This is a genomic window from Bacillus sp. FSL K6-1000 (genome assembly GCF_038630785.1).
Lineage (GTDB): Bacteria > Bacillota > Bacilli > Bacillales > Bacillaceae > Bacillus > Bacillus safensis.
This window is the reverse complement of record NZ_CP152042.1, coordinates 699288-716972: the sequence shown is the minus strand read 5'-3', so window position 1 is coordinate 716972 and position 17685 is coordinate 699288. Positions and strand designations below refer to the sequence as shown.

Below are 17685 nucleotides of genomic sequence, written 5' to 3'. Positions count from 1 at the left end.
TTCAAGACTTTAAAGACTCTTAATATCTATAATTAGTTCAAAAAAATCACATCTTGAAAAATGGATTTTTTTCTGTCTGCTCAATTTGGTTCGCAATATCAATTAACCGTTTTTGACTTAACGTCTCCTGCATTTTCGTTTCCACATCCTGCATGACTTGTTCAATCAAACAGCCATCATGGGGCATGAAGGAGTCATGCTCTAAAGAGCAGCGAAATAAATTCGTTTGTCCTTCTACAGCCTGAATGACATCTAAAAACGAAATGTCTTCCTTTCGTTTGATAAGGGTGTATCCTCCCTTTGCACCAGGTGTTGATTCAATCAATCCCGCCTTCACAAGCTTTGTTAAAATTTTGGATAAATAGGTTGGTGAAAGATCTTGCATCTTAGCAAGTGGCTCAACGCCAATCGCTTTACCCTTTGGCGCAATAGTTAAAAACACCATCGTATGTAGCGCATAGTTGGTCGCTTTAGAATATTTCATAAGGAAGCTCCTTTCTATCTATTATAGACCTTTTATATCTGTAATTGATCATAGATGATTCAAGAGAAAAAAGCAAGTACTGTGGATCTGCTCCTCTTTTCATTCCACATTTCACATTTCCTTCCGATAATAGAAGTAAGCACGGAATAAAGTTTTGCTTGAAAACGAGAAGGAGTGAAGAAAAATGTCAGATCAACAGCACAATGCAGCACACGAAGAAGAAGAGGAATTTAACGTATACGACATGCTACCGCCCGCAGGTACAATCATCGGAGAAGCAACAGAAGAAGAAATGGAAGCCGCAGCAGCACTAGAAGTGAGACATGTCGCGTTCATGCGCCTTCAAGATATGTACATTCAATTTGACGGCTCGTCTTACAAAGACTTATTAAAAGACTTCCAAGAATTCGAATTGGATTCCACAAAATTCTGGAGAACCATTGCTAGACGTCTTCAAATTCCATACGAATGGCCAATCCGAATCGACCACGCAAACGGCCCTATTTATATTGGTGAAACTGAGGATAGCCGTGAGGTTGAGGAGAGTGCGGAGTAAGGAATGACGGGCCCCTTTTGGTAAGGGTTCTTTTCGTCTCCATCACAATAAATAAGCAATATGAGCGCTGTCACGCCCATATTGCTTATTCTCCTGTTATGTTAATTCTGGCCAAAATGCTTGATTTGCCACAATTAAGTCGTCTAAAATATCTTTTGCTACTTTTGCACTCGGCACCGTTTTCGATAATGTGATGGCCTGCCATAGTTTTTGATAGGACCCTTCTTCAAATGCTTCTACTACTAATTTTTCTACGCCAACTTGCTGCTCCATGAGACTTTTTTGAAATCTAGGAATTTCTCCAACTACTAATTTTTCTGGACCATTGCTGCCAACGATACAAGGAATTTCGACCATTGCTGTTGGGTCAAAGTTTCTAATGGCGCCATTGTTCTCTACAATCATCAGCATCCGTTCTTTTTTATTAAAAGCAATGGCTCTTGCCAAATCAACGATATAGGAAGCGTGCTCATCAATGGTCAGCTTTGTTTCCTTTGCAGTTCCTTTATCAATGATGGCCTGACACTCACTAAAAACAAAAGCTTCCCGTCCCTCCATGACTTCATTGGCACGTGTGAATTCTATATTGGAATGTGCTACTTCTTCATCTGGAAATAGATAGTATTTCAAATACGTATTAGGGACCGTTTTTGGATCAAGCGCTTGAATATCTTTGGCCTTTTTTAATGTGCTGTTCCAGCTCTTCTGCTGTTCTAGTTCAGATGTTCCATCTGTTGCATAACCATGCTGGCTTACATGCTTAATCACCTCAGGCATTAAGCTATTTCCTGATTTATCTCGAATATCTGTCCACCAGCCAAAGTGATTCAAACCATAGTAATCTACTTCTAGTTCTTTCCGTGAAGATAAGCCTAAATTTTTTGCAATTAATTCTTCGATGCCAATTGGCATATCACATATGTTTAAAATCTTAGAATTCGGTCTTAGCTTACGTGTTGCCTCAGCTACTATCGCTGCAGGGTTCGAATAGTTTAACATCCAAGCTTCAGGTGAGTATTTTTCCATATAATCGACAAGTTCTAATACACCTGGAATAGAACGCATTCCGTAAGCTATCCCGCCTGGACCGCATGTTTCCTGTCCGACGACTCCATGCTTCAATGGAATTTTCTCATCTAATTCACGCATTGCATATTTTCCGACACGAATATGTGCCATCACAAAATCGACTTGAGTAAACGCTTCTTCTGGGTCCGTGCTTGCCAGTAATTGCACTTCTGGTGCTCGTTCTTTTAACATAATCTCACATGCATCTGCAATCGTCTTTTGTCTAGCTTCATCATTATCATAGAGTTTAATTGTATGAATTGGGAACTCCTCTAAATAGTCTAACAGCATCAAAATGATTCCCGGTGTAAATGTACTTCCGCCTCCAGCGATGGTAATATTAAATCTTTTCATGATATCCAGCTCCTTTTTCAATCTAATGAAAGTTTAGTCTCAAAGGACTCTCTTACTTGCGGTACACTTAAGCCAACAATGATTTGAATGCTTTGACCACTCTTAGCCATGCCGTGTGCCAGTTTATTCTCTGTAAAGTAGTCCCTATCTTTCACCAAGCTAGGGTCAATCACTGTAATACGCAGACGCGTGGCACAGTTTGTCACATCTTTAATGTTTTCTTTACCGCCAAGGCCTTCTAAGAAATAAACGGCTTTCTCTTCATACTCTGATGCATAAACGGGTGATTCCTTTTTGTCATGACCTTTTTTATGACTCTCATAATCTTGTTTTGTATATAGCCTCGTCTCCTCCTCATCTTTTCGTCCTGGTAATGGAATATCAAATTTCACAATCATCCATCTAAATATGACAAAATACAATGCAGTAAAGAGAAGCCCAATCATCGCTTGGATCAGATAAATCCCTCCATGATTTGAGGAGAGCGGAATCCAGTTCAATGCAGCTATTTCAATCAGCCCGGAACCCATCATTCCGACAACACCAAACATATTCATGATTGTCACCATGGTCGCTCCAAGAAGTGCATGTATCACAAATAAATAAGGCGCGAGAAATAGAAACGTAAATTCAAGCGGTTCTGTAATTCCCGCAAATATGGCTGTCAATGTGGCGGGTAATACCAAAGCCAAAACCTTTTTTCTATTTTCCTTCGGTGTAGAAAAATACATGGCTAGAGCTATCCCTAAACAGCCGAACATCTTAATGTTCCCATGTAATAAAAATCCGTATGGATAAAGATCCTTCAAATCGGAAGTTGAGGACGCAAATTCATTTAAGTGAGCAATCCAATATGGTTTTAACCCTCCATTTACAGCCGCTGGACCAAACTCAAAAGGTGTATAAATAAAATGGTGAAGTCCTGTTGGAATTAACACCCTTTCCAAGAAATGAAACAGCCAGACACCAATATAACCAGACTGTGCCATGAACCCTTGGAGAGATTGAATCCCCTGCTGAACATAGGGCCATACAAAAGCAACGATAAAAGCAATAGGAATCATCACAAAGAATCCGATGATGACAACAAATACAAGCCCCTGGAAAATCCCAAGCATTTCAGGCAGCTTTTGATCATAAAAACGATTATGGATCCAAATGACGATTCCAGATATCATCACCGCACCAATGATACTTGTATCCAGCGTAGGTATACCCGCAATTTCTTTTACTCCCGCTACATTCTCAACACCTTGCGATAAATCAACACCAAAAGCAGACGGCCAAAGTGTCAAAATAGCATGAATATAATTGTTAAATACGAGATAAATCATCAAAGCTGCGAGCGTCGCACGGGCTTGCGCTTTTTTTGCAAGTGAGATAGGCAATCCAATCACAAAGGCTAATTCCATATGATTGAAAATCGTCCATCCTCCGCTTTCAATCAGTGTCCAAACCTTATACCACATCGTACCTTCTGCAGCCATTTCCCCCATAATCGCTGGATTCTTACATAAAGTCGCGAGGCCGACAACAATACCAAAAAACGCGAATAAAAGTACAGGAACTACCATAGCACTGCCAAACCGCTTGATTGCATTCATAAGCATTACCCCTTTGCTTGATCCATAACACCACTGTAAAGGCAGCGCTTACAAAAACCAATAGGTTTGACGTATTTAGAAATCAAGTTGTAACATTAGATTATATTTTCATAGGAAGAAAATATTTTCATGTTGGAGGGCACATCGCATGATACTGGACAAGCTGGTTAATGAATACTTCGAAGATTTAAATAAGAATGACCTACACATTATTAAAACGATCCATGATCATCTTGAAGAAATGAAGACAATGAAAATTCAGGACCTTGCCCGTTATGCTCATACTTCCATCTCATCCATCCATCGGCTTGCTAAGAAAATAGGGTTCGACGGCTATAGTGACTTAAAGTCTTATGTGAAATTAAATGCTTTCACTGAAGAGACAACACAAGATTTAATGCAGCTGCTTGATCAAGATATCCGGCAGACAAGAAAATATATGGAGCAGCTGGACTTTCATCAATTAAATCAACTGATAGATCGCGCACCGTATATTTATATTTATGGTACAGGAACTGCACAACTCGATTTGGCCAATGATGTACAGCGGCAGCTATGGTCACTGCATAAAAAATCTCAAGTATTACGAAGCAAGCGGGACTTAACAGATGGAATCATTGAATTTGGTGAGGATGACCTTTTATTTATCATTTCTTTATCGGGTGAATCGAAGAATTTAGATGAAATCATTCAATTGGTGAAAACGAGACATATCAAATTTATCAGCATGACCACATTAAGGAATAACCTCCTTGCACAAAATGCCATGTTTAACATCTATGTAAGCAGCACCCCGTTTCACTTATATAACAAAGTGGACAACTCCAGCTTTCTGCCATTTTACATTGTGGCAGATATTATCGTCAGAAAATATAGTGAGTGGAAAGTGAACCAATTGAATAATAGGACTTAAACATAACAGGTACCGTTTTGGAGAGAGATTCAATGTTGCTTCGCAAAAAAAAGAGAGACTCTTTTGTCTCTCTCAAAAAACACTGTATAACAGCGGATTTAATGAAATATATCTACTTGCGGCTGCCTTTTCCTATTCAGCAGTATAATGCCCAGCAAGCAGTTCATCAAACGAATCTGCTAATTTGAAATCCGTCTCATATTCTAGATCAAAGTAATGAACCGGCGGATGTTCCTTTGTTTCTCTGTAATCCAATGCAATCCACGTATGACCATCTCCACAAATGAGCACAAGTCCCTCAGGCAATTCCCATTCTTCTATTAAATAATCACTATCCATAATGCCTTCATTCTTGGCAATTCCTCTTAAATGATCAAATGACACATGATCCTCTGCCCATCCATTCGGTTGGTCCGTGGGAAAAGCGTTATGCAGGGTATACCCGCCATTTTGTTCGAGAATCAGTTTTTTATATGTATCCGGCAAGATGACGCCTAGCTTCTTTTCCGCTTTTGCAATGCCTTTCTCATTGATTTTCTTAAATGTTTCATCGCTTTCACTGTCTTTATCCCAAAATGGTTTCAAATAAAATACCTCCAATTGTTATTTCTATCTCATTTTACCATTTAAGAGAACTAGTTTAATAGTCCTATTTAATAAAAAAGAGAAGGGTTCGCCCCCTCCTCTTGTTGGTCATGATTGTTCTTGATTTCTCGCTTCAAATTCATCCAGCATGGCACGCACTTCATCTGTTGATGATGTATTCATTAATTGATTTCTTAAGAAACTCGCTCCTCTGAATCCTTTTACATAAATCTTAAAGAAACGGTGCAGTGCCTTGAATGGACGCAAGCCTAATGATGAGTATTGATCATGGAGATCAAGATGTAATCTTAAAAGACCAAGCAGTTCATCACTTGTATGCTCCTTCGGCTCTTTTTCAAAGGCAAATGGGTTATGGAAAATCCCGCGCCCAATCATCACTCCGTCCACTCCATACTGTTCAGCGAGCTTTAAGCCTGTTTGACGATCAGGAATATCACCATTGATTGTCAAAAGAGTATCAGGGGCTACTTCATCACGAAGTTTTTTAATCTCAGGAATGAGCTCCCAATGCGCATCCACCTGGCTCATTTCCTTTCTTGTACGAAGATGGATTGATAAATTCACAATATCTTGCTCCAAAATGTGTCTAAGCCATCCGCGCCATTCGTCGACCTCAGTAAAACCAAGTCTTGTTTTCACGCTGACAGGTAATCCCCCAGCTTTTGCCGCTTGAATCAGCTCTGCGGCAACGTCTGGACGAAGAATCAAGCCACTGCCCTTCCCGTTTTGCGTGACATTTGGAACAGGACAGCCCATATTAATATCAAGCCCCTGAAATCCTAATTCCGCCATTCCAATACTCATTTGTCTAAAGTTCTCAGGCTTGTCTCCCCAAATATGAGCAACAATCGGCTGCTCATCCTCTGTAAACGTTAAACGCCCCTTCACACTTTGAATGCCATCAGGATGGCAATAGCTCTCACTATTCGTAAACTCTGTAAAAAACACATCAGGTCTCGCCGCCTCACTCACAACATGACGAAACACAACATCTGTCACTTCTTCCATTGGTGCTAATATAAAAAATGGCCGTGGTAAATCACGCCAGAAATTTTTACTCATCTTTCATCCAATTCCTCTCATGACATAGCGCCTAAAGGGCATGTCCTTCTATAAAGTCTTTCAGCAATTTTTATCATTATATACTTTAATATGAACCGGGCAAAATTGCAAAAAAGGTCATTTGGTAATGAATTGTGGGGGGAAAATATTGATTCCACTTCCAAATATCATTTTTTAGTGCCGATTGAACATACAAAAATAAAAACACCCCAATATCGATGTTTTTCACGAAATCGGGATGTCTCAATACATTACTAATTAATCACAAGACTTGCTACACATTCCACATGTGAGGTATGCGGAAACATATCCACAGGCAGCACTTCCTCCGTCACATACCCGCCATCTTCAAGAATGCGCAAATCACGAGCAAGCGTCCCTGGGTTACAGGAGACGTAAACAACACGGTTTGGTTTCATTTTTAAAATCGTGTCAAGCAGTGCTTCGTCGCAGCCTTTTCTTGGCGGATCGACGACGAGGGTGTCTGCTTTGATGCCTTCTTTGTACCAGTTTGGGATGACGGTTTCTGCTTCGCCAACTGCGAATTCGACGTTATTGATTCCGTTTAAGGCAGCATTGCGTTTTGCATCTTCAATTGCTTCTGGAACAATTTCAACCCCATATACTCTGCCTGCTTTTTGTGCGAGAAATAAGGAAATCGTACCGATTCCGCAGTAGGCATCGATAACAGTTTCTTCGCCTTGCAGCTCGGCATATTCAAGCGCTTTGTCATAAAGCACCTTTGTTTGGGCTGGGTTCACTTGATAAAACGAGCGGGCTGAAATGGCAAATTTGATGTCGCCAATCGTGTCATAAATGTATTCTTCGCCCCATAAAATGGTTGTTTCGTCTCCGAAAATGACATTTGTTTTCTTTGAATTCACGTTTTGTACAATTGACCGAACGTGTGGGAAGCGTGCTATAATCTGCTCAATCACCTGCTGCTTTTGCGGAAAGTCAGCCGTTCTAGTAACAAACACAACCATCATTTCACCTGTTGCAATACCGTAGCGAACCATCACATGACGCAGCCAGCCTTTGTGCCGCTCTTCGTTATATGCTTTGATGCCAAACGCATTGCATATGTCTTTTACTGCCTGTACCACTTCGTCGTTTTCTGACTGCTGAATCAAACATTTTTCCATATCAATGATTTCATGGGTACGCTGCTGATAAAACCCTGCAACAAGTCCGCCTTCGCGTTCGCCAACTGGAACTTGTGCTTTGTTTCGGTAATTCCAGGGGTCTTCCATGCCGAGTACAGGATGAACTTTTACACGGCTCATATCAAGCTTGCCGATCCGCTCTAAAACGTCCTTAACTTGTTTCTGTTTAAATAGCAGCTGGCCTTCATAGCTCATATGCTGAATTTGACAGCCGCCGCACTGCTTGTAAATGGGACATGGCGCATCTTGCCTGTGCTGACTTTCCTTTGTCAGCTCCATGAGTCGTCCAAAAGCAAATCCTTTTTTGACTCGTGTGACTTTGATTTGCCCTTGTTCGTCAGGAAGGGCATTCGGTACAAAGACAGGGAATCCTTCAATTTTCGCTACACCTGCACCTTCATGCGTTAAGTCTTCGAAGGTTACATTGTAGTATTCATTCTTTTCAACAGGCGGTTTCATTTTCACCAATTTTATCACCTCATTTGCAAAGAAAAACTTGGCCGCCATAAGGAACCAAGTTCAGTCTTCACCCTATTTTTTCAGCTGTTTCTTTTGGCACAATAAATTCGATATGGCGATACAGGTTTTCAAATTCACCTGGCAGCATGCCGCCGTATTCACCATCTAAATTCAATTGCATTTTATCTTTTACATCTACCTTCACGCGATTCGCTTTTGCGTAGATGACATTGTTATCATGAATATGCTCGCCTCTGAGAGCAAGGCTGACCACTCGAATGGCTTCTGCTAAATTGACCTTCTTTAAAATAATTAGATCAAACATCCCATCATCTAAAATGGAATCTGGCGCTAGTTTTTCAAAGCCGCCTACTGAGTTTGTGAGTGAAACAAGGAACAGCATGATTTCTCCATGAAACAATTTGCCGTCATATTCAATTTCGACTTCTGTCGGGCGGATTGAAGGAAGCATCTCCATGCCTTTTAAATAATAAGCAAGCTGTCCAAGCATGGTCTTCAGTTTACTAGGCACCTCATAGGTGAGCTCTGTTAACCGGCCGCCGCCAGCAATATTAATAAAATAATGGCCATTGACTTTACCGATATCAAGCGGCTTCGCTACACCCTCAATAATGGCATCTGTCGCTTTCAAAACACCTTCTCGTGGAATTCCAAGTGCTCTTGCGAAATCATTTGTCGTTCCAACTGGAATAATTCCTAGTTTTGGTCTTTTTTCAAGCGGTGCTAGTCCGTTGACGACTTCATTGATCGTGCCGTCTCCACCTGCTGCTACAATTAAATCAAAATCTCTCTGTGCGGCTTTTTCTGCTGCTTGCGTGGCATCTCCTGCACATGTCGTCGCATGACAAGAAGTTTCATAGCCAGCTTGTTCAAATTTTTGCAAAACCTGCGGTAAATTCTTCTTGAAGAGTTCACGCCCAGATGTCGGATTGTATATAATTCGAGCACGTTTCATTCATCATCATCCTATATTCATTATGCAATCTATTTTCACCACTAACAACCTTTAATTATACTATGAGATTTGAAAATGGCAACAAAACAACCGCCTAATATGTAAAATCTCCAAGCACATTTCCCTCAGTAAGAAAGCATTCTGATAAGATAAAAGAAAACGCTGTAAAGGATGATATGCGATGAAAAAGCCTGTCTATTTTAATCATGACGGCGGTGTTGATGACCTCGTCTCTTTATTTCTTCTCCTTCAAATGGAACATCTGGAAGTCATCGGAATGTCTGTGATTCCTGCTGATTGTTATTTAGAGCCTGCGCTCAGTGCATCTCAAAAAATCATTGATCGATTCAGCCCTTATGAAATTGAAGTCGCTGCTTCAACTTCTAGAGGCGTCAATCCATTTCCGAAGGAGTGGCGTATGCATGCTTTCTATGTAGATGCTTTGCCAATTTTAAATGAAAAAGGCAATGTTGATACAAAGGTGTCCAAGCTGCCAGCACACCTTCATCTGATTGAAACAGTTAAGAAGGCAAAAGAACCTGTCACCCTGCTCTTTACTGGTCCGCTCACAGATCTTGCACGAGCTTTAGAAGAAGATCCTTCAATCTCTAACAAAATTGAGAAATTGGTGTGGATGGGCGGCACGTTCCTTGAAAAAGGCAATGTTGAAGAACCTGAGCATGACGGGACAGCAGAATGGAATGCATTTTGGGATCCTTATGCTGTGAGCACTGTCTTTCAGGAACCGTTTCCTATTGAAATGGTCGCACTTGAAAGTACAAATCAAGTCCCGCTTACACTTGATGTACGTCAGCGCTGGGCTTCTCTTCGTTCTCATATTGGAATAGATTTTATCGGACAGTGCTACGCCTTTTGTCCGCCGCTCATTCATCATGAAACCAATTCGACGTATTACTTATGGGACGTGCTGACAACAATTACTCTTGCTTCTACATCATTTACCCGTTCAAAAGAAGTGAATGCGATCGTTTATACCGAGACGCCAAAGCAAGGACGGACAGAAGAACATCCAGATGGAAAATCAATTCAAGTGATTGACCATGTCGATCGCGATGCCTTTTTCCACGCATTTGAAGAACTTATGAGAAAAGCTGTTTGCCAGATTTCAAAATAAAAAAAAGCCCCGCCAATGAGCGGGGCTTCCTCTTATTCTTCTTCTGCGTATTTATTCTTACGTTTAAACTTGCTTAACATTTCATACACGATTGGAACGATGACCAATGTGAGAAGTGTAGAACTTGTTAAACCGCCAATTACGGTAACACCAAGTCCTTTTGATACGATCTGGCTTCCGCCTTCAAATCCTAATGCGAGTGGCAGCAGTGCACCAATTGTCGCAAGTGCCGTCATTAAGATTGGACGTAATCTTGTTGCACCTGCTTCAAGTAACGCTTCTCTTGTTGACAGACCTTCTTGTTCTTTATGAATCACGCGGTCAATCAAGACAATGGCATTTGTTACAACGATACCGATCAGCATGAGCAATCCAATCATGGCATTTAAGCTGATGGTTTCTTTTGCTATAAACAATCCAGCGAGAGCGCCAATAACTGTAAATGGAAGTGAGAAGAGAATTGCAAATGGTGCAAGACCTCCGCCAAATGTGATGACGAGAACGAGATACACAATGGCAATCGCTGCAAGCATTGCAAGGCCAAGCTGTGTAAAGGACTCTTGGATATCCGCACTTACGCCGCCTGTGTCAATCGTTACGCCGGATTTCAGATCAAGCTTGTCAACTTTCTTCTGAACATCTTGTGTCACACTTGAGACGTCGTCTGTTGTCATGTCACCAGACACTTCTGCGTAGATTTTTCCATCACGTTTTGTCACCGTATTTGCTGTCGTCCCATCTTTTACTTTGACGACATCACCAATTCGGACTTCTTGCCCTGTTGGTGTAGTGATCTTTTTATTTTCTAAATCTTTTTTGCTCTTATATTCATCTTTTTCCGTTTGAAGCTTCACATCAAGTTCTTTGCCGTCCTCTGTGACTTTCGTCAGTGTTGTTTCACTATTTTGAGGTGCAATCGCTTGAGCGATTTGTGAAGCAGTTAGACCCAGTTTCGCCAGTTTTTCTTGATCTGCATTAAACGTATATTCGTCGTATTTCTCAGATAAGCTTGTGCTGACATTTTTCAGGTTTTTCTCATCTTTTAAGATGTTCTCAACATCTTTTACTGTGCCTTCAATATCGCTTGCTTTGTCACCGTACACATAGTACGTCACAGTATTGCTGGCGCCAGCAGATGAAAAGTCTTGTGATTTCCATTCCCCTTTAGACGCTTTGTCTTGCAGGGCTTTGACTACACGATCTTTTTCTTTATCAAAATTCGGTGTGTCCTCGTCATATTGTACGAAGAATAATGCACCGTTAGAGTTACCGCCAACACTTGCTGTCATGGCATTTGAAGAGCCAAGAGAATACTGAACTGTATTGACATGGTCACGTTTCATCAAATATTCTTCAGCTTTTTTCGTTTCATCAATTGCTTGCTCTCTCGTTTGTCCAGGTTCAGGTGTATATGTCACCATCGCGGTTTTCTCTGCTTCCTGTGGTAAGAAGCTGACACCAACAAGTGGTGCTAAGAATAAGCTTCCGACAAGCATAAGAATGGCAATTCCTGATGTGATCCATTTATGGTTGAGTGTCCAATTCAGTACACGTCTATAACCGCCAGCAAGCTTACTTGGTTTATGTTCTTTTACCTTTTTCGCTGTGCCGTACAGGTTCTTTTTAAATAGAGTGTGTGCCATCATTGGAACAATTGTAATGGCGACAAGCAGTGAAGCAAGTAACGCAAACACAATCGTTAAGGCAAATGGGATGAATAGTTCACCAATCATTCCACCTACTAATGCTAACGGTAAGAATACCGCAATTGTCACAATCGTTGAAGACATGATTGGGATAAACATTTCTTTTGTGGCTTCTCTGACTAGTGCCTTGCCTTTTAACGGTTCATCCTTTAACGCCATTCGTCGATAGATATTTTCTATGACCACTATCGAGTCATCGACAACACGCCCGATGGCGACGGTCATGGCACCAAGTGTCATGATATTTAGCGTGATATCCAGCTGATTTAATAGTAAGACAGCAATCAACAGAGATAACGGAATGGAGATGACCGAGATTAATGTTGATTTGATATCTCGCAGGAACAAGAGAATGATAATGATCGCAAAGATTGCTCCGATGATCGCCTTGTTCAGCATTGTGCTGACAGACTCTTTAATCGGCTCTGCTTGATCATATGTGGTGCTTACTTTGATTCCTTTGTTGTCTTTTTTGAATTTCTCAAGCTCTTTTGTCACTTCTTCTGCAACACTCACTGTGTTGGCATCAGAGCCTTTGACAATTTGCAGACCGATACTGTCTTTCCCATTCGTTCTAGAGATCGATTCTGCCTCTTTGACGACTTTAATATCTGCAATCTCAGACAGCTTGATCGTTGGCAGCTCTACAGATTGACTGCTTGCTGCACCTGTTTGCTGCTGTGCTGCTGCTTGCTGCTGACTTGCACTTCCCGCCTGCTGCTCGGCACCTTGCGCACCTGCGCTGCTAGATGGTGCTCCAGCTCCAGCGCTTCCCGCACCGCCGCCTGCACTTGGTGTGACTGGAATTCGCATGTTTTTCAAATCTTTGACGCTTAAAATATTGCCGTCCACGACAACTGATTTTTGTTTGTTGCCAAATGTGTATAGACCTAATGGTACATTCACATCAGAGCCTTTGATCATGTTTTGGACGGTTTCTTCATCTAAACCGTATTCTTTTAGTTTCTTTTCTTTAAACGAAAATTCAACTTCTTTGATTTGCTGTCCTGAAGCTTCCACAGAAGAGACGCCGTCTAATCCTTGAAGTGAAGGAACGAGGTCATTTTCTACTTTTTGTGTAAGGTCTTGTAATGATTCTTTATCACCTGAGACACTAAGGGCTAGGATTGGAATCGCATTAATACTAAAGCGTGCGATTTTAGGTTTTTCTGCATTTTCAGGGAAATCAATATTGCTAATCGCATCTTCAATTTCCTTTTTTGCTTCATCCATGTCTTTGCTGTAATCGTACTCGATTTGAATGGATGATGCATTTTCAAAAGAATTAGAAGTGACTACGCTGACCCCATTGAGGTTTTGAATTGACTTTTCAATTGGATCTGTCACCTTATCTGATACTTCGTCCGGCGTTGCGCCAGGGTACGTTGTAGAAACCGTAATGACTGGAGTGTTGATATTCGGGATTGATTCTTGTTTCATATTCAATCCGGCATATAGACCAGCAACTGTTACGATAATCGTCATGAGCCATACAGCGAACTTATTCTTTAATACAAAATTGATGATCGAATTCATTATATCCTCCATTTTCCTTTATGTATTGACTGACTGGTCATTCTATATCATAATAAACGGTGATATACAATGCCGTCAACCATTTCACTTGCGTTTGACGAAACATTCTAAAGCTGAAGGGGCCTTATTTCATGAACGAAAAAAAAGAAAAAATCATTAAAGCAAGCATCCAATTGTTTGCGAAAAAGGGTTTTTCTTCTACGACCATTCAGGAAATTGCAGATGAATGCGGAATATCAAAAGGCGCATTTTATTTACATTTCAAATCAAAAGAACAGCTTTTCAACCGAGCGTTTGAATATTATATCGACACTTCGATGCAAACAATCGAAACGATTCGAAAAGAGAATCAGCATCTCGCGCCGAGAGAGATCTTTCAGAAACAAATTGCTGAACAGTTTCAGCATTTTGCTGAGAACAAAGATTTTATCATTCTGATCCTCAGCGAGAACATTATTCCGGAAAACCAACAAATTAAAAAGTATTCAAAAACCGTGAAAAAGCAAATGAATGATGAAATTCAAATTTCCATCTTGACCACTTATGGACAGGAGATCGAACCATATATAACTGACCTGTCAGTCATGATTCAAGGAATTATCCAATCGTATGTGCAGGTTCTGCTTTTACAGGATCAAATGCAATTATCATTTGATGAGCTCTCATCCTTTATACTCGAACGGTTTGATGATTTGGTTCAAGGATTGCTTCGTTCTCAGACGAAGCCGATTTTGAAGCAAACCATTTGGGACGATGAAGCGCCGAGTGCTGCTTCCCTTCAAGAGGAGCTTCGTTTGTTAAAGCTGGAGCATCTGCTTTCTGATGATACCGTTGTATCCATTGAAGTGATTGAAGAAGAGCTGGCAAAAGCTGAACCTCGTAAGCCAGTCATCCAAGGAATGCTGACGAATTTAGAAAAGTGCGAGGACCCTGCTGTTCTAAGAGCAGTGGAACAATTGAGGCTGTTTCTTCAGTAACATAACGTGCTGTTTTTTGATTTAGCTCACCTTTCCCCCTTCGAATGTGCACTTTCGCTTATGCTTCATTATAAGAAAAGTATCTCTAAATTGATATACGGCTGTGGTCCGAATCTATAGTAAGACCCTGTCATTTCAAGCAAAAAAACCGCCTTTTTCATCAGGCGGTTTTTTTGCTATTTAGCGTTTTTTGATTTCTTCAAGGAGAATCTTGTTCACCATCGGTGGGTTAGCTTGGCCCTTCGATGCTTTCATGATTTGTCCGACTAAGAAACCAATCGCGCGGTCTTTACCATTTTTAAAGTCTTCAATGGATTGCGGGTTGTTATCAAGTGCTTCTGTGACAAGTTTGAGCAGTGCACCTTCGTCAGAAATTTGGACAAGTCCTTTTTCTTTGACGATTGTTTCTGCATCTCCCCCATTTTCGATGAGCTCTTTGAATACCTTTTTCGCAATCTTAGAGGAAATCGTTCCTTTTTCAATAAGCTTGATCATACCAGCCAGCCCTTGCGGCGTTAGCTTTGTATCTTCCAGCTCTTTTTGAGCAGAGTTTAAGTAAGCAGATACTTCACCCATGAGCCAGTTCGATGCTTGCTTCGCCTCTGCACCTTCTGAAATGGTCGCTTCAAAGAAATCAGACATTTCTTTCGTCAGCGTGAGTACCATTGCATCGTATGCAGGAAGGCCAAGCTCATCGATGTAGCGTTTGCGGCGCTCGTCTGGAAGCTCTGGGATGGATGCTCTTACGCGTTCTTTCCACTCGTCATCAATGTACAGCTCCACCAAATCCGGTTCTGGGAAGTAGCGGTAATCATCAGAGCCTTCTTTAACGCGCATGAGAATTGTCTTTTTAGACGCTTCGTCATAACGGCGTGTTTCCTGCTCGATCAAGCCGCCAGAAAGCAATACTTGCTCTTGACGCTTCTCTTCGAATTCAAGGCCTTTTTGTACGAAAGCAAATGAGTTTAAGTTTTTGAGCTCTGTCTTTGTACCAAACTCTTCACGGCCGATTGGGCGAAGAGAAATGTTGGCATCACAGCGAAGTGAGCCTTCTTCCATCTTACAGTCAGAAACGCCTGTATATTGAATAATGGATTTTAATTTTTCTAAGTAAGCATACGCTTCTTCTGGCGTGCGAATGTCTGGCTCAGATACGATTTCAACAAGTGGTGTTCCTTGACGGTTGAAATCGACGAGTGAGTAACCGTCGCCTGTGTGCGTTAGTTTCCCTGCATCCTCTTCCAAATGGAGACGCGTAATACCGATTCGTTTTGTTTTGCCTTCTACTTCAATTTCAATCCAGCCGTTTTCACCGATCGGTTTATCAAATTGAGAAATTTGATACGCCTTTGGGTTATCAGGATAGAAGTAGTTTTTACGGTCAAATTTAGTATCCGTTGCGATTTCACAGTTCAGCGCCATAGCCGCTTTCATCGCAAAGTTCACCGCTTCTTTGTTCAGTACAGGCAGTACGCCAGGATATCCAAGGTCGATGACACTTGTTTGCGTGTTGGCAGCTGCACCAAAAGGCGTCGGCGAGCTTGAGAAAATTTTCGATTGTGTTTTTAGCTCTACGTGGACTTCAAGTCCAATTACCGTTTCAAAGTTCATTCTGATTCACCCCTTACAGTTCAGGTTTTGCTTTATGATGATCTGTTGCTTGCTCAAAAGCGTGAGCCACGCGGTACACTGTTCCTTCGTCAAAGTGCTTACCGATGATTTGCAGTCCTAACGGAAGGCCATTTGCAAATCCACAAGGCACACTGATTCCTGGAACGCCTGCAAGGTTAACAGGGATCGTTAAAATATCGTTTGCGTACATAGTCAATGGATCGCTTGTCTTTTCACCAATGTTAAATGCAGGAGTTGGCGTTGTCGGTCCTACAATGACATCATACTTTTCGAAAACATCTTCAAAGTCTTTTTTGATCAATGTACGGACTTTTTGCGCTTTTTTATAGTACGCATCGTAATATCCTGAGCTTAGCGCGAATGTACCAAGCATGATGCGGCGCTTCACTTCGTCTCCGAAGCCTTCAGAACGAGTATTTTTGTATAAATCAATCAGGTTGTCTGCATTATCTGTACGGTAGCCATAGCGGATACCGTCAAAACGTGCAAGGTTTGCAGATGCTTCTGAAGAAGACAGTAAGTAGTAAGTCGCAAGCGCATATTTAGAATGCGGTAGAGACACTTCTTCCCACGTCGCACCAAGTCCTTCTAATACTTTTAACGCTTGAAGAACAGACTCTTTTGCTTCCTCGCCAACGCCTTCGCCAAGATATTCTTTCGGCACAGCGATTTTCAGACCTTTGATGTCGCCAGTTAATGAAGAAAGAAAATCTGGTACATCGACATTTGCACTTGTTGCGTCCATTTGATCGACACCAGCAATCGCTTGAAGAACATAAGCGTTGTCCTCTACATTGCGTGTAATCGGACCAATTTGATCTAATGATGAAGCAAATGCAATTAATCCGTATCTGGATACACGTCCATATGTCGGTTTAAGACCTACAACTCCGCAGAAAGATGCCGGCTGACGAATAGAACCGCCTGTATCTGATCCAAGTGAGAACGGTACTTCACCTGCTGCAACTGAAGCTGCTGATCCACCACTTGATCCGCCTGGAACGGTGTTTAAATTCCACGGGTTTTTCGTCGCTTTGAAGCCTGAGTTCTCCGTAGAAGATCCCATTGCGAATTCGTCCATATTTAATTTACCGATTGTGACTGCTTCTGCGTCTCTTAGCCGGTTCACAACGGTTGCATCATAAATTGGATCAAAGTTTTGCAGGATTTTACTTGAAGCTGTTGTACGCAAATCCTTTGTAACAATGTTATCTTTCACACCGATCGGCATACCGAACAATAGGCCAAGCTCGTCCTTTTCACCAACTGCCTCGTCCAATTCCTTTGCGTACGCACGTGCTTTTTCTTCGTCCAGTGCAAGGAATGCTTGTACTTTCCCGTCTACTTCATTGATTCGTTTATAAGACTCGTCCACTAAATCAGAAACAGACAGTTCCTTTTTATGTAAAAGCTCTTTTAATTCAGAAATTTTGTGATCAAACAGTGACATG

At 41.4% G+C, this 17685-nt stretch carries 13 protein-coding genes and 1 pseudogene; 4 read left to right on the top strand and 10 right to left on the bottom strand.

The genetic code is table 11. The features are described from left to right. Nucleotides 1–46: 46 nt before the first annotated feature. On the bottom strand, nt 47–484 hold the full coding sequence (locus MHI46_RS03550) for an Rrf2 family transcriptional regulator (protein WP_039177017.1): 438 nt from the start codon (nt 482–484) through the stop codon (nt 47–49). Between the two features lie 184 nt (nt 485–668). Between MHI46_RS03550 and MHI46_RS03545 the strand changes: the two genes are divergently transcribed. Then, on the top strand, nt 669–1040 hold the full coding sequence (locus tag MHI46_RS03545) for a hypothetical protein (protein ID WP_064497694.1): 372 nt from the start codon (nt 669–671) through the stop codon (nt 1038–1040). A 96-nt stretch (nt 1041–1136) separates the two neighbouring features. On the opposite strand, the gene MHI46_RS03540 is transcribed toward MHI46_RS03545, so the two are convergent. Both MHI46_RS03540 and MHI46_RS03535 read right to left on the bottom strand, forming a co-directional pair. Next, nucleotides 1137–2462, bottom strand: a complete 1326-nt coding sequence (locus tag MHI46_RS03540) for a 6-phospho-alpha-glucosidase (RefSeq protein WP_064497772.1) — start codon at nt 2460–2462, stop codon at nt 1137–1139. Between the two features lie 17 nt (nt 2463–2479). Further along, on the bottom strand, nt 2480–4066 hold the full coding sequence (locus MHI46_RS03535; RefSeq protein WP_039177009.1) for an alpha-glucoside-specific PTS transporter subunit IIBC: 1587 nt from the start codon (nt 4064–4066) through the stop codon (nt 2480–2482). Between the two features lie 148 nt (nt 4067–4214). Between MHI46_RS03535 and MHI46_RS03530 the strand changes: the two genes are divergently transcribed. Continuing rightward, nucleotides 4215–4979 carry a MurR/RpiR family transcriptional regulator gene (locus MHI46_RS03530; RefSeq protein WP_059376692.1) on the top strand — a complete coding sequence of 255 codons (765 nt, stop codon included), beginning with the start codon at nt 4215–4217 and terminating at the stop codon, nt 4977–4979. A gap of 135 nt (nt 4980–5114) precedes the next feature. On the opposite strand, the pseudogene MHI46_RS03525 reads toward MHI46_RS03530, so the two are convergent. The 4 genes and pseudogenes from MHI46_RS03525 to MHI46_RS03510 form a co-directional block, all read right to left on the bottom strand. Beyond that, a pseudogene (locus tag MHI46_RS03525) lies at nt 5115–5564 on the bottom strand (SMI1/KNR4 family protein); the annotation flags it as partial. Nucleotides 5565–5672: 108 nt separating this feature from the next. Beyond that, nucleotides 5673–6647 carry a tRNA-dihydrouridine synthase gene (locus tag MHI46_RS03520; protein WP_017366774.1) on the bottom strand — a complete coding sequence of 325 codons (975 nt, stop codon included), beginning with the start codon at nt 6645–6647 and terminating at the stop codon, nt 5673–5675. A 254-nt stretch (nt 6648–6901) separates the two neighbouring features. Further along, a complete protein-coding gene (gene rlmD, locus MHI46_RS03515; RefSeq protein WP_064497771.1) occupies nt 6902–8278 on the bottom strand; it encodes a 23S rRNA (uracil(1939)-C(5))-methyltransferase RlmD in 1377 nt (458 codons plus the stop codon). 61 nt (nt 8279–8339) lie between these two features. After that, nucleotides 8340–9248 carry a diacylglycerol kinase gene (locus MHI46_RS03510; protein ID WP_039177003.1) on the bottom strand — a complete coding sequence of 303 codons (909 nt, stop codon included), beginning with the start codon at nt 9246–9248 and terminating at the stop codon, nt 8340–8342. Between the two features lie 181 nt (nt 9249–9429). Between MHI46_RS03510 and MHI46_RS03505 the strand changes: the two genes are divergently transcribed. Further along, the gene (locus MHI46_RS03505; RefSeq protein ID WP_342503109.1) at nt 9430–10383 is read left to right on the top strand and encodes a nucleoside hydrolase; all 954 of its coding nucleotides are present in this window, start codon (nt 9430–9432) and stop codon (nt 10381–10383) included. 32 nt (nt 10384–10415) lie between these two features. Here MHI46_RS03505 and MHI46_RS03500 read toward each other — a convergent pair whose 3' ends face one another. After that, nucleotides 10416–13625 carry an efflux RND transporter permease subunit gene (locus MHI46_RS03500; protein ID WP_064497691.1) on the bottom strand — a complete coding sequence of 1070 codons (3210 nt, stop codon included), beginning with the start codon at nt 13623–13625 and terminating at the stop codon, nt 10416–10418. Nucleotides 13626–13756: 131 nt separating this feature from the next. Between MHI46_RS03500 and MHI46_RS03495 the strand changes: the two genes are divergently transcribed. Next, on the top strand, nt 13757–14602 hold the full coding sequence (locus MHI46_RS03495) for a TetR/AcrR family transcriptional regulator (protein ID WP_039176996.1): 846 nt from the start codon (nt 13757–13759) through the stop codon (nt 14600–14602). Between the two features lie 180 nt (nt 14603–14782). Here the strand turns inward: MHI46_RS03495 and gatB are convergent, their stop codons facing one another. Both gatB and gatA read right to left on the bottom strand, forming a co-directional pair. Then, complete coding sequence (gene gatB / locus MHI46_RS03490) at nt 14783–16213, bottom strand: Asp-tRNA(Asn)/Glu-tRNA(Gln) amidotransferase subunit GatB (RefSeq protein WP_059374649.1); 1431 nt, start codon at nt 16211–16213, stop codon at nt 14783–14785. A gap of 13 nt (nt 16214–16226) precedes the next feature. Beyond that, nucleotides 16227–17684 carry an Asp-tRNA(Asn)/Glu-tRNA(Gln) amidotransferase subunit GatA gene (gatA, locus tag MHI46_RS03485; RefSeq protein ID WP_041087117.1) on the bottom strand — a complete coding sequence of 486 codons (1458 nt, stop codon included), beginning with the start codon at nt 17682–17684 and terminating at the stop codon, nt 16227–16229. Between the last annotated feature and the right edge of the window lies 1 nt (nt 17685).

What these genes read in the sequence shown, in the direction of transcription:
- MHI46_RS03550 (WP_039177017.1), bottom strand. Translation starts at nt 484, where the DNA reads ATGAAATATTCTAAAGCGACCAACTATGCGCTACATACGATGGTGTTT.
- MHI46_RS03545 (WP_064497694.1), top strand. Translation starts at nt 669, where the DNA reads ATGTCAGATCAACAGCACAATGCAGCACACGAAGAAGAAGAGGAATTT.
- MHI46_RS03540 (WP_064497772.1), bottom strand. Translation starts at nt 2,462, where the DNA reads ATGAAAAGATTTAATATTACCATCGCTGGAGGCGGAAGTACATTTACA.
- MHI46_RS03535 (WP_039177009.1), bottom strand. Translation starts at nt 4,066, where the DNA reads ATGAATGCAATCAAGCGGTTTGGCAGTGCTATGGTAGTTCCTGTACTT.
- MHI46_RS03530 (WP_059376692.1), top strand. Translation starts at nt 4,215, where the DNA reads ATGATACTGGACAAGCTGGTTAATGAATACTTCGAAGATTTAAATAAG.
- MHI46_RS03520 (WP_017366774.1), bottom strand. Translation starts at nt 6,647, where the DNA reads ATGAGTAAAAATTTCTGGCGTGATTTACCACGGCCATTTTTTATATTA.
- MHI46_RS03510 (WP_039177003.1), bottom strand. Translation starts at nt 9,248, where the DNA reads ATGAAACGTGCTCGAATTATATACAATCCGACATCTGGGCGTGAACTC.
- MHI46_RS03505 (WP_342503109.1), top strand. Translation starts at nt 9,430, where the DNA reads ATGAAAAAGCCTGTCTATTTTAATCATGACGGCGGTGTTGATGACCTC.
- MHI46_RS03500 (WP_064497691.1), bottom strand. Translation starts at nt 13,625, where the DNA reads ATGAATTCGATCATCAATTTTGTATTAAAGAATAAGTTCGCTGTATGG.
- MHI46_RS03495 (WP_039176996.1), top strand. Translation starts at nt 13,757, where the DNA reads ATGAACGAAAAAAAAGAAAAAATCATTAAAGCAAGCATCCAATTGTTT.
- gatB (WP_059374649.1), bottom strand. Translation starts at nt 16,213, where the DNA reads ATGAACTTTGAAACGGTAATTGGACTTGAAGTCCACGTAGAGCTAAAA.
- gatA (WP_041087117.1), bottom strand. Translation starts at nt 17,684, where the DNA reads ATGTCACTGTTTGATCACAAAATTTCTGAATTAAAAGAGCTTTTACAT.